General features: G+C 66.7%; 10 protein-coding genes. 6 read left to right on the top strand and 4 right to left on the bottom strand.

What is annotated here, in order from left to right:
• Positions 1 to 146: 146 nt before the first annotated feature.
• Genes HF684_RS15945 through HF684_RS18960 form a run of 4 tightly spaced genes read right to left on the bottom strand, consistent with a single transcriptional unit; the run spans position 147 to position 5,132 of the window.
• Complete coding sequence (locus tag HF684_RS15945) at positions 147 to 1,121, bottom strand: NUDIX domain-containing protein (protein ID WP_169253271.1); 975 nt, start codon at positions 1,119 to 1,121, stop codon at positions 147 to 149.
• The gene (locus HF684_RS15940) at positions 1,118 to 3,262 is read right to left on the bottom strand and encodes an RNA degradosome polyphosphate kinase (protein ID WP_169253270.1); all 2,145 of its coding nucleotides are present in this window, start codon (positions 3,260 to 3,262) and stop codon (positions 1,118 to 1,120) included. The genes HF684_RS15945 and HF684_RS15940 overlap by 4 nt, the downstream gene beginning before the upstream one ends.
• A gap of 11 nt (positions 3,263 to 3,273) precedes the next feature.
• Positions 3,274 to 4,239 carry a mycothiol synthase gene (gene mshD / locus HF684_RS15935; protein ID WP_169253269.1) on the bottom strand — a complete coding sequence of 322 codons (966 nt, stop codon included), beginning with the start codon at positions 4,237 to 4,239 and terminating at the stop codon, positions 3,274 to 3,276.
• Positions 4,236 to 5,132, bottom strand: coding sequence for a winged helix-turn-helix domain-containing protein (locus HF684_RS18960; RefSeq protein ID WP_169253268.1), 897 nt, complete (start codon positions 5,130 to 5,132; stop codon positions 4,236 to 4,238). The genes mshD and HF684_RS18960 overlap by 4 nt, the downstream gene beginning before the upstream one ends.
• A 140-nt stretch (positions 5,133 to 5,272) precedes the next feature.
• On the opposite strand from HF684_RS18960, the gene HF684_RS15925 reads away from it, so the two are divergent.
• The 6 genes from HF684_RS15925 to HF684_RS15900 all read left to right on the top strand — a co-directional run bounded on the left by HF684_RS15925 (position 5,273) and on the right by HF684_RS15900 (position 12,123).
• Positions 5,273 to 6,076, top strand: coding sequence for an ammonia permease (locus tag HF684_RS15925; protein ID WP_248278986.1), 804 nt, complete (start codon positions 5,273 to 5,275; stop codon positions 6,074 to 6,076).
• Positions 6,077 to 6,330: 254 nt separating this feature from the next.
• The gene (locus HF684_RS15920; protein ID WP_169253979.1) at positions 6,331 to 6,930 is read left to right on the top strand and encodes an FABP family protein; all 600 of its coding nucleotides are present in this window, start codon (positions 6,331 to 6,333) and stop codon (positions 6,928 to 6,930) included.
• A 1-nt stretch (position 6,931) separates the two neighbouring features.
• Complete coding sequence (locus HF684_RS15915; protein ID WP_169253267.1) at positions 6,932 to 8,137, top strand: folate-binding protein YgfZ; 1,206 nt, start codon at positions 6,932 to 6,934, stop codon at positions 8,135 to 8,137.
• A gap of 207 nt (positions 8,138 to 8,344) precedes the next feature.
• Positions 8,345 to 9,709: a 4-aminobutyrate--2-oxoglutarate transaminase gene (gene gabT, locus HF684_RS15910; protein ID WP_169253266.1), complete on the top strand. Its 1,365-nt coding sequence runs from the start codon at positions 8,345 to 8,347 to the stop codon at positions 9,707 to 9,709.
• 102 nt (positions 9,710 to 9,811) lie between these two features.
• Positions 9,812 to 11,362, top strand: coding sequence for a hypothetical protein (locus HF684_RS15905; protein ID WP_169253265.1), 1,551 nt, complete (start codon positions 9,812 to 9,814; stop codon positions 11,360 to 11,362).
• Complete coding sequence (locus tag HF684_RS15900; RefSeq protein WP_169253264.1) at positions 11,362 to 12,123, top strand: response regulator transcription factor; 762 nt, start codon at positions 11,362 to 11,364, stop codon at positions 12,121 to 12,123. Before HF684_RS15905 ends, HF684_RS15900 begins: the two co-directional genes overlap by 1 nt.
• The last annotated feature ends 142 nt before the right edge of the window (positions 12,124 to 12,265 follow it).

Below are 12,265 nucleotides of genomic sequence, written 5' to 3'. Positions count from 1 at the left end.
GTGAACATGAATGGGAAGTGAATGAGCGGAGAAGGGTTGGAGCCTCCGTGAGTGCTCGATCACAGGTCGTATCAGTTTCATGAAAGGATCATTGTCGGGACCGGCAGTCCCTCGCCGAGGCGGCCCGCCGTGGCTGTGAACCCCGATCAGCTGTCGATGGGGCGGACGCGTTCGATCTCGACGATGCGCGGCACCGGCCCGGGACGCACATAGGCGATGAGGACCTCACCGGGTTTGAGGTACGGATCGTCCTTCGGCAGCTTGGCTTCCACGCGTTTCGGGGCGTGAGCGGCGTAGACGGCAAAGATCGTCGGCAGCACCGGCCGGTGCGTGCAGTAGATGACGGGTTTGCCCTTCGCCAGCAGCTTCTCGATATAGCGGGCGGTCTTGTCCGGGTTCGCGGCAGTCGCTTTCTCGCTGAGCGTCGACACCTTCTTGATCGACTTCCCCGTCGCCGCCGACAGCGGAGTCAGCGTCGCCATGCACCTCTTCCACGGACTCGAGACGAGCTTGCGGACGCCCCAGGCTCCCAGCAGTCCGGTCAGCGCCATGGCCTGTCGGGTGCCGAGCTTGAGCAGCGGCCGCACATGCTCGGTCTCGTACCACTTCGCCCGCGGGAACGCCTTCCCATGGCGGACGAGGATGAGCGGCCACGCCCGCAGAGCATCCGTCTGCGCGAACTTCTCGAGTGCGTCGAGCTGCTCCCGATCCGCGAACGACGTCAGCTTCGAGCGGGCCTGGTCGACGGGGAACCAGCCGGCAGTGTCGACCTCCCGCTTGTTGACCGGGGCGAAGGCGGACTGGTCCTTGACCTCGGCCGACCAGTAGAAGACCTTCTTCTGCGTGTTCTTGCCGACCGTGTATTCGGCGGAGGGAAGAGGAATGCCGAGGCGGATGTCGAACCCCGTCTCTTCCTTGACCTCGCGGATCGCGGCTTCCGGCAGGGTCTCTCCCGGGTCGACCTTGCCCTTGGGCCATGACCAGTCGTTGTATTTCGGGCGGTGGATGAGCACCACCTCGAGACCTTTCGGACCGTGTCTCCAGCACACGGCCCCGGCGGCCAGGACATCGGCCGTGACGCGTGATGACGCCTGCGCCGAGGAGACCTCGGACCGGCTCACGCCTCTTCCCCGATTCGCCGACGGGTCCGGTGCCGACGGATGAGCTCCGTCTGGTAGTCGCCGAGGAGGTTTCCTTCGTCGTCGTGGGTCCGCCGTGTCCATCTGCCGTCGCCGGCCAGGTCGAACGCCGAGGTGGTCGGGGCGAAGACGAGGTCGAAGAGTTCGATGATCTCCGCCCGGTGTCCGTCGTCGACGATCTGCACGAGTGCTTCGACCCGCCGGTCGAGGTTGCGGTGCATCATATCGGCCGAACCGATGTAGACGATCGGGTCGCCGTCGTTGCCGAATACGAAGGCGCGGGAGTGTTCGAGGAAGCGTCCGAGCACGGAACGCACGGTGATGTTCTCGCTCAGGCCGTCGATGCCCGGGCGCAGGGCGCAGATTCCGCGGACGAAGACTTCGACGGCGACCCCGGCCTGGGAAGCCCGGTAGAGGGCATCGATGACGGCTTCGTCGACGATCGAGTTGACCTTGATCCGCACCTGCCCCGCTCCGCCGGACTGTGCGATCGCGATCTCGGAGTCGATGAGGTCGATGAGTCCGGTGCGCACATTGCTGGGGGCGACGAGGAACCGTGAGTATTCGGACTTCGGCGCATAGCCGGAGAGCTGATTGAACAGCTTCGTCAGGTCATCGGCGACGGCCCGATCGCGCGTGAGCAGCCCGAAGTCCTCATAGCCGCGGGCGGTCTTCGGGTGGTAGTTGCCGGTGCCGACGTGGCAGTACCTGGCCAGCCCGTCGGCCTCCTGGCGGACGACGAGGGAGAGCTTCGCATGCGTCTTGAGCCCGACGATTCCGTAGACGACGTGAACGCCGGCGCGCTCGAGCTTGCGGGCCCACGTGATGTTGGCCTCCTCGTCGAACCGGGCCTTGATCTCGACGACGGCGAGCACCTGGATTCCGGCTTGCGCAGCGTCGACGAGGGCGTCGATGATCGGCGAGTCTCCGGAGGTCCGGTAGAGCGTCTGCTTGATCGCCAGCACGTTCTTGTCCGCGGCGGCCTGTTCGAGGAAGGCCTGCACACTCGTGGAGAACGAATCATAGGGGTGGTGCAGGAGGATGTCGCGACTGGCCACCGCGTCGAAGACGTCGACCTGGTCGCTGGACTCCCGCAGCGACAGATCCTTGTTCATCTGCGGGACCATCTTCGGATAGTGCAGATCATCGCGCGGGACATCGGCGATATCGGACATGCCGGACAGATCCAGCGGGCTGGGCAGGTGGTAGATCTCCGAGTCGTGGATGCCCAGTTCGTCCTTGAGCATCTCGAGCACGCGGGGGTGGATGTTCTCCGTGATCTCCATCCGCACGGCCGGTCCGAATCGCCGTCGCAGGAGCTCCTTCTCCAAAGCCTTGAGCAGGTTCTCCGCATCGTCCTCTTCGACCTCGAGGTCTTCGTTGCGGGTGACGCGGAAGGTCGAATGGTGGACGATCTCCATGCCCTCGAACAGGGTGCCGAGGTGTTCGGCGATGATGTCCTCGAGGGCGACGAAGCGGGCTGGGACGTCGCGTCCGGCGGGCCGATCGGTCGCCTCGGCGACGTTGAAGAAGCGGGGCAGGCGCGGGGGAACCTTGACCCGGGCGAAGAACTCCTTGCCCGTCTCCGGTGACCGCAGGAGCACACCGAGGTTGAGCGAGAGACCCGAGATGTAGGGGAACGGGTGCGCCGGATCGACGGCCAGCGGGGTGAGGACGGGGTAGACGTGGCCGAAGAAGAATTCGTCGACGCGGTGGCGCTCATCCTCGGTGAGGCCTTCGACCTGGACCTTCGTGATCGATTCCGCGTCGAGGCGGGGACCGATATCGTCCTTGAGCAGTGCGGCATGCCGGCTCATCAGCTCGAATGCGCGCACACCGATGTCGTGCATGACCTGCGCGGGCATGCGTCCGGTGACGCTGGGCACGGCCAGACCGGTGTTGATGCGGCGTTTGAGGCCGGCGACGCGGACCATGAAGAACTCGTCGAGGTTGGTCGCGAAGATCGAGAGGAACCGGACGCGTTCGAGCAGCGGGATCTCCGGATCCGAGGCGAGGTCGAGGACGCGTTCGTTGAAGGCCAGCCAGCTGAGTTCACGATCGAGGAAGCGATCCGCCGGGTCGGGCAGTCCCAGCTCATTCCCTGACGCTGCGATGTCGTACAACGATCTGCTCCTTACTCGCTCGACGCCGTGCTCGCCGAATCAGTGCCGGTGACCTCGGTGGAGGCCGGTGCATAGGCCACGTGCGCGACCGCGACATGGAATCCCAGCCGCTCGTACAAGCCTAGCGCCGGGGCGTTGTCCGATTCGACGTAGAGTTCGATCGTCTCGGCACCGGCGGCCACCATCCGCCGCATTCCCTCGACCGTCAGCGCCTTGCCCACGCCCTTGGCATGGATGCGCGGATCGACGCCGACGACATAGACCTCGCCGAGGCGGCCCTGGTCATCCGTGTCCGTGATCTTCGTCTGATGGAAGCCGATGACTTCGCCGCCGCGGGCGGCGATGATGAAGGTGTTCGGGTCGAAATCCGCAGGCGTCACGACGGCGTCGATATCGGCCCGGGTCTGGCCGCCCTGTTCGGGATGCCAGTCGAAGGCGGAGTTGTTCACGGCCAGCCAGCCGTCCTCGTCACCGAGGGCGAAGGACCGGATCTCGACCCCGTCGGGACTCCGAGTCTCTGGGAGGGCGTCGAGGCTCAGCCCGGTGTCCGTGCGCATCTGATAGAGCACCCGGTCACGGCCGAGGCCGTGCTTCTGCGCGAGGTGGGCGGCAGCCGGATGGTCGCCGTGCGACCAGCACCAGGCTTCGGGCTCTTCGTCGAGGATCGTTCTCAGCAGCTGTTCGCCGAGGCCCTGGCCGCGGTGGGCGGGGGCGATGAGGAACTCTGCGGCGTGACGATCGCCCTGCAGGGCCCGGATTCCGAAGCCGATGAGAGTCTCACCGTCGAACACGCGCCACACGCTCGACGCGGTCTGCGCCGCGTGGGCGGTGTCCTCACCGGTGGCGACGGCCATGAGCCCGCCGGAGATCTCCGGGGCACCGTCGGTCGCTGCCACGTCATCGAGGAACGTCAGCTCATCCTCGGTGAGGGGGTCGATCGAAGTGGAGGCGACTGCCCCGCTGGCCTGGATTCTCATGCCGTCTCGTCCTCTGAATCTGTGTCTGTGACGCTGTCGGCGCTGAAGCGGTAGCCGACGTTGCGCACGGTGTGGATGGCGTTCTCAAGGTCTTTGCCGAGTTTCGCACGGAGGCGGCGAACATGCACGTCAACGGTGCGAGTGCCGCCGAAGTAGTCATCGCCCCACACCGCGAGCAGGATGTCGTCGCGGGTGAAGACGCGTTCGGGGTGCATGGCGAAGAACTTCAGCAGGGCGAATTCTCGGTAGGTCAGATCGAGACTGCGTCCGCCGAGCTCGGCGGTGAACGCCGTCTCGTCGATGCGGAGGTCTCCGGTGACGACGACCATCGGCTCGCCGTCGGCGTTCACCAGTTCCTCGTCCGCGTCGCCGAGGCGGCCGGACAATCCGAATCCGCTGTCCCTGGACGTGCCGACGGTCCCGCGGCCGGTGCGCACCGGCCCCCAGCTCCCCGCGCCGCCCTTCGCTCCGGCACGGCCGGCCCCGGCATGCATACCGCCGGGGAAGCCGCCGTCGGCGTGGGCGGACGATGAAGCGATGTGACGATCACGAGCCACGCGCAGCCGCGCTTCCACCTCGGCGGGGCCGGCCGTGGTGAGGATGAGGTCGGCCACGTGCCATTTCGCCGAGGCCGTCGCCAGTCCGCCCTCCCCGAGGACGACGATGACGGGGGCGGTGATCCGCGCCTCGGCGAGGAGTTCGGCGATGCGCGGGGCCAGGGACAGATCGAGACAGGCGTCGACGATGACGACGTCGACCGCAGCGGAGTCGGTCCGACGGCCGGGCAGATCCTCGACGCCGCACCGGTCGATTCGGTGGCCGAGGTACTGCAGGGATTCGGGAGCCAGGGGAGCGTCGAGCCTGGCCGTGGGGCAGATGTGCAGAATCCGCATGTGCTGCATCCACCTCCTCGGCGCCCGTCTTCTGAGCCCGTCGTCTGAGGAAGATTATAGCGATGCCCTGGCCGGTGCTGCTCCGACGCGCAACCACCGGTGGTTACCGTGGGCGTCATCGGATAAGGCACGATAGTGCTGTGATCAGATGGATTCGAGTAGCCGTCGCCCTGGTGTTGGTGTTGGCCCTCAGCGCCTCCGTGTACTGGGGCTATACGCTCTTCCTGCTGGCGACCGGGCTCATCGTCTTCGGCGTCGCCTACGGTTGGCCGCGCCTGACGGACTCCCCGCAGCCGCGGGCGACGTCGATCATGCTCGCCCTCTTCGGGGTCGGCGGTCTCTACGCCGCCTGGCACGACTCCACTTCTCCCTACCTCGACTGGCTGCCTGTGCTGGCGGGCCTGGGTCTGCTGTGGACCTTCGTGCAGAACCTCACCCGCGGAATCGGCGCCTCCTATGCTGTGGCGAACGTGTCCGCGCAGGTCTCCGGCCTCGTCATCGTCCTGTCGGCGAGCACTTGGGTCGCTGCGATCACGATCCCCGGTGACAAGGAGGCCATCGTCATCGGCCTCGCCTCGCTCATCGTGGCGCAGTGCATGACCGCGCTGCCGTGGCCGGCGATCTACACGTCGCCGCTGGCCATCGCCATGTCCACGGCCGGGGCGGGGATCCTGTCGGTGCTCGTGTTCGCACCGGCGCTCTCCCTGGCCACGGCGCTCATCCTCGGCGTCGTCATGGGTCTGCTCGTCGCGGCGGTCGATCGGATGCTCGGGCTCGTCGCCTATGCGAAGTTCCAGGCCGCCAACCTCGAGGCCTCGCAGAACATCGAGGTGAAGAAGAACGTCGAGAAGGCTCGCAGCTTCGCCGTTCAGCTCGCCCTCGGTGCCGCTCCGATCGCTCTCGGCGGAGTCGTCGTCTACGCGATCGAACGCGTCGCTTCCTGACCTGCGCGCCGATCCGCACGACCGGGGTTCGCGTCGCCGCACGACCGGGGTCCGCGTCGCTGCACGACCGGGGTCCGCGTCGTCGGGCTGAATGCACATCGCTTTGCCGGGAACTGTAGACTGAGGGCATGGAAAATCTTGTTGCTCTCGAAATCGTCTTCTCCGGCCTCGTCGGCATCGCCGCTCTCGGCGCCCTGGGTGTCGGAGTCAAGGTCGTCACAGCGCTGTTCAAAGACAACCGCTGATCCCTCATGGTGATCGAACTCGATGACTCGGTCCATTCCGAGCTCGTCCCGCTGTCCTGGCTGATCGGGTCGTGGGAAGGCGTCGGTGTCGTCGGCTATGCGGACACTCCTGAGAAGCAGTTCGGCCAGCGCATCGACTTCGTCGCCCATCAGGGCACGCCCTTCCTCCAGTACACCGCGCATGCGTGGCTGCTCGGCGAATCCGGTGAACTCGACTCGACCCTGACTCTCGAGACCGGTTTCTGGCAGCTCGTGCGTCAGCACGACGACGGGGACGTCGGCCCGGGAATGATGGTGCCGACCGAACCCCAGAGCTTCACTACGGCCGCCGCGGTCGAGACCCTGCGCACGAATGACGACGCCTTCGAGATCGAAGCGGAGATCGTTCACCCGCACGGAGTCATGGAGCTCTATGCCGGCACCGTCAAAGGCCCGCGCATCGATCTGGCCACCGATGTGGTGGCCAGGACCAAGACCGCGAAGGAGTACACCGCCTCGACTCGGATGTACGGCCTCGTCGGCGGCGAACTCATGTGGGCCTGGGACATGGCAGCCATGGGCCACGAACTCGCCTCCCACTCCTCTGCCAGATTGAAGAAGCTGTCTTAAGATGACTGATCCCGTGTCGCCGAATTCTGATGTCAACGATTCGCCGTCGCCGGAGAACACCCCTGCCGAGGCGGTTCGTCGCTCGTCGCTGGCTCGCGGACTGAGCTCGACCGCGGTGCTCGGGGCCGGCGATCTCGCCGAGACTCCCATCCACTACGGAGCTCCCCTGCGTGAGCAGCGCGTGCTCGAAGAGAAGGACGGTCTCGTCGACCTCGCCCATCTCCGCGTGCTGCGTCTGAGCGGACCCGACCGTCTGACCTGGCTGAACTCGATCACCACGCAGAAGATCGACACCCTGGCCCCCGGTGTGTCCACCGAAACCCTCGTACTCGACCCGAACGGTCGCATCGAGGGCTGGCTGAAGCTCGTCGACGACGGTGAGGCACTGTGGGCCATCAGCGACCTTCACACCGACGCGACCCTGGACTTCCTGCGCAAAATGGTCTTCATGATGCGCGTCGAGATCGAGGACCTCAGCGACGACTACCAGTGCTTCGGCGCCATCACGTCCCTGCCGGAAGCCCTGCCCGTCACCCGAACCTGGTCCGACCCGTGGCCGCATATCGGAAGCGGATCGGCCTCCTATGCGCAGATCGACATCGGCCAGGACGTCGCGGGCACCGACCACCCCGGTCTCGAGACCCCGTTCGTCATCGGCATCGTCAAACGCTCTGACCTGCAGGGACTGTCGGCGAACACCTTCGATATGGCCGGCTTCGACGCCTGGGAGGCGCTGCGGATCGCCGCCTGGCGGCCGGGCCGGAACGAAATCGACCACAAAGCCCTCGTCGGCGAACTCGACCTGCTGCGCACGGCCGTGCACCTGGCGAAGGGGTGCTACCGCGGGCAGGAAGCGGTGGCACGCGTCCACAATCTCGGTCAGCCGCCCAGGCGTCTGACCTTCGTCCACCTCGACGGATCCGGCCACATCGCCCCGGATCCCGGCACCGAGGTGCTCGCCGAGGTCCGCGGGTCCGAACGTTCAGTGGGCACCCTGACCTCGGTGACCGTGCATTGGGAGCTCGGACCGATCGGTCTGGCCGTGGTCAAACGGAACCTGGCTCCCGAGGCGCAGCTGAGCTTCGAAATCGGCGACGGAGAACGCGTCGTCGGCGCTCAGGAGACGATCGTCGTGCCGATGCGCGAGCACGAGCGCGTGCTTCCGGAACGGAACAGGGACGTCGACGCCCGCAGCCAGAACCGCTGATTCCCGGGAGCGTCGGGGACGACCCGGCGCTGTTTCCGCCTTCGCTGTCGGCCATCCGCAATGAGGATTCGGCCACCGGCGCACGACAACGGAATCCGTACCCGATCAGCGCCGAATCCGCGGGGTCGTCTCTCCGCGGCGAGCGGTTCTGCCCAGCCCTCGGACGGCAAGTGACAAAAAGCGTCGATTGCCCCTATTCTTCCCCTTATGACAGCTTTGGAGATTGGCGGCGAAGCTCTGCCGCAGGAACGTAAGATCGTCACCGAGATTCCGGGACCGAAGTCCCGTGAGATCGAGGAACGTCGCAAGTCAGCAGTGGCGACCGGTGTCGGTTCGAGCCTGCCCGCCTATGTGGTGGCGGCCGGGGGCGGCATCCTCAAGGACGCCGACGGCAACCAACTCATCGACCTCGGTTCGGGCATCGCCGTGACCACGGCCGGCAACGCGAACCCCCGCGTGGTCGAGGCCGCGAAGGCCCAGCTCGAGGCCTTCACCCACACCTGCTTCATGGTCAACCCGTACGAGAGCTACGTCGAAGTCGCCGAAGCCCTCAACCGGCTGACCCCCGGTGACCACGAGAAGCGCACCGTGCTGCTCAACTCCGGTGCCGAGGCCGTCGAGAACGCCGTGAAGATCGCTCGCGCCCACACCGGCCGCGACGCCGTCGTCGTCTTCGACCACGCCTACCACGGCCGCACCAACCTGACCATGGCGATGACCGCAAAGGCTGCTCCCTACAAGGCCGGCTTCGGTCCCTTCGCCGGTGAGGTCTACCGCGCACCCATGTCCTACCCGTACCGCGACAACGATGCGGCCGGCACGAAGATCAGCGGTGAGGACGCAGCCAAGCGCGTCATCACGATGATCGAGAAGCAGATCGGCTCCGAATACGTCGCTGCGATCGTCATCGAACCCATCCAGGGTGAGGGCGGCTTCATCGTCCCGGCCGAGGGCTTCCTGCCCACGCTCGTCGACTACGCCCGCGAAAAGGGCATCGTCTTCGTCGCCGACGAGGTGCAGGCCGGATTCGCCCGCACCGGAAAAATGTTCGCCTCCGAGTGGGAGGGCATCGTGCCCGACCTCATCACCACGGCCAAGGGCATCGCCGGCGGTCTGCCGCTGTCGGCGGTGACCGGTCGCGCGGACATCATGGACTCGGTCGGACCGGGCCGCCTCGGCGGAACCTACGGCGGCAACCCCACCGCCTGCGCCGCCGCCCTCGGTGCCATCGCCGCGTACGAAGAGGACGGACTGGCCGATCGTGCCCTGGCGATCGGTGAGATCATCGTCGACCGCCTCACGAAGCTGCAGTCGAAGTACCCCGAAGTCGGCGATGTCCGTGGCCGTGGAGCCATGGTCGCCGCCGAGTTCGTCGAGCGCGATTCGATCGAGCCGAACGCGGACCTGGTGAAGAAGATCGCGGACTACTGCGCGAAGAACGGCGTCCTCGTGCTCACCACGGGAACCTACAGCAACATCCTGCGCTTCCTGCCGCCGCTGACGATCTCCGACGAGCTGCTGAACGACGCCTTCGACGTCATCGAAGCCGCCCTCGCCGACCTCCTCAGCTGAAATCCCCCTAATTACTACCTGACGGCGGCCCGCAACCTCGCGCAAGGTTGCTGGGCCGCCGTCAGGTAGTTCGGGGGGTGCACTTGTAGCACAATAGGGGCCATGACATCAGAGATCGACGGCGCGACCGGCACGTCAGCGAGTGTCCCGGCTCGAGTGTGGCACTTCCTCCGGGGACCGCGCTTCATCGATCTGCCGATCCGCCTGCTGGCCCTCATCATGGGGCTGACGATCCTCGTCCCCGGCTCCTTCGAGATCACCGAACCCCGCTACGCAGGCCTGCTCGTCCTCGCCTACGGCCTCATCGTCTTGGCCGCGTTCCTGCCGCTGAGCATCGTCGTCGCCACGACCGTTCTGGGAATCGGGTTCTCCATGCTCTACCCGGACCTGGAGAACATGTTCCCCGAGGCGCTCATCCTCGCCACCGCGGTCCTGATCAGCCGCCGTCGCTGGATCGGGTTTGCGCTGGGAACCCTCGGACTGGCCGTCTACCTCGGCGCATCGACCCGACTCGGGTCCTATGACGCCGGCTTCGAAGGACTCACCGACCTCGGGTACGGCTGGCTGACCTATTCGATCCTCGGCCTGTGCGCGTCCTTCGTCGAGGCCCGAATCCGAAGTGAGATCGACCGCCGCGAACGCGCCGCCGTCGACCACCAGAAATCACTCGACGCCATGCGCGCCCGGTTCACCAGCGATATGCACGACACCATCTCGCACTCGCTGACCACCGAATCCGCGATCATCCGCACCCTCGCGAAGGAAAGCGACTTCGAGACCGCCGACCGCCTCGTCGCCGAGTTGGCGCTGGTCAACGCCGAAGCCACCAAACGGCTCCGGCAGCTGGTGACGAGCCTGAGCAGGTGGGAGACCGAGAGCTGCACCGGGGACTCCGGGACCTCCCGGAGCCGATTCCGCGCCGAGGCGGAGCAGCTGGCGACCGCGATCGAAGACGGGTGCGCGGCCGGGTCCGTTCCCCTGACCACCGAACTCTCCCCGTTGCCGACCCATGCGACCGGAACGCTGTCGCACCATTTCCGGGCCGTCATGCTCGAGCTCGCCACGAACGTCATCCGCCACTCCGTCCCCGGCACCCCCGCCACCCTCGTCATCGAAATGCGAGACGGCAGCGGCAGCCGAGCCGAACTGCTCTGCCGCAGCACGAACGCATCCCCGACCGCGCTGACCCGGGCCCCGCGGTCTCTGTCCCGCCGTGCCACGGCCATGGGCGGCGTCTGCCGTGTGGGCGAGGACGAGACGAAGAGAACCGTCGTCGAGGTGGCCCTGCCGATCCGCTTCATCTCCCATTCCGCATCGGCATCCTCGAAATCGGATACCGCGCGGTCTTCCTCGAACGCGGACATGATCGACGTCGTCGATGACGACTTCGACATGAGCACGGACACACCCGTTGCGGACACACCCGTTGCGGACACACCCGCTGCTGGGACACCATCGGCGTCGACCACCGGAATCGATCGCGGTGCCGCTTCGGGGTCGGCCGGCGGTGCCGCTTCACGACCTGGCACGGGTGATGCCGCCGCGGCGAAAGCCGCCGACGATTCCACCCCCGAAGGTGCGGCCGGCAGCCACAGCAGGAACCACCGCAGCCAGGGGCAGCGCACGAGTGACCGCGACAGGATCGACGCCTGATGACGGCGCACACCTACCCGGCCCCGCACCGGACCTCGGAGGGGACCCCTCACGTGAGACCGGAGGCGACCACGCCGCAGGCCGACCAAGACGTGACCCCTGAATCCGCCGCGCGCACCTCCGTCCTCGTCGTCGATGACGATTCGTGGACGACACGAGCGGTGGCCGCGACGCTGGAGGATGCGGGTTCCTTCCGTGTGCTCGACCCCGTTCACTCCGGCGAGGAGGCCGTCGCCGCCTTCGACGCCGAGCGTCCCGACCTCGTCCTCATGGACGTCAACATGCCGCCGGGAATGAGCGGCGTCGATGCGACGGCGGCGATCATCGACCTCGACCCCGACGCCCGAGTCGTGCTCCTGACGACCGTGTCGCCCGGGCCCGGAATCGCCCGCGGACTCGAAGCCGGCGCACTCGCCGTGGTCAACAAGACGGCAGGGGAGAGGGAACTCGTCTCGATCGTGCGGGCCGCCTCGGCAGACGAGAGCCCCGAACTGCTCAAAGGCTTGGCCGAGGACATCGTCATCAGCGGTGACCAGCTGCCCGACGCCCCCGACGCGGCACCGCAGCTGACCGCGCGCGAGATGGATCTGCTCACCCTGCTCTGCCAGGGACACGGCTACGAAGAGATCGCCGACGCCCAATCGGTGGCCATGTCCACCGTGAAATCGCACGCCCGCAACCTCCGCCTCAAACTGGGCGCACGCAACCTCGCCCAACTCGTCGTCCGTGCCCTCCAGTTCAAGTTCTTCTCCCCGGAATGACCCATCCCGCCGAGGCGGCTGACCCGTCCGGTCCATCCCGCCCCGCCGAGGCGGCTCGTCCGGTTCCTTCCGCCCCGCCGAGGCGCGCGGTCCTGACGACGCAGACCCTCCCGGCCGCAGCCGACCATGGTCGGCCGTTGAC

The organism is Brevibacterium sp. 'Marine', from assembly GCF_012844365.1.
Classification (GTDB): Bacteria; Actinomycetota; Actinomycetes; order Actinomycetales; family Brevibacteriaceae; genus Brevibacterium.
Note: the sequence above shows the minus strand (reverse complement) of the source record. Positions and strands in the feature narration are given on the sequence as shown.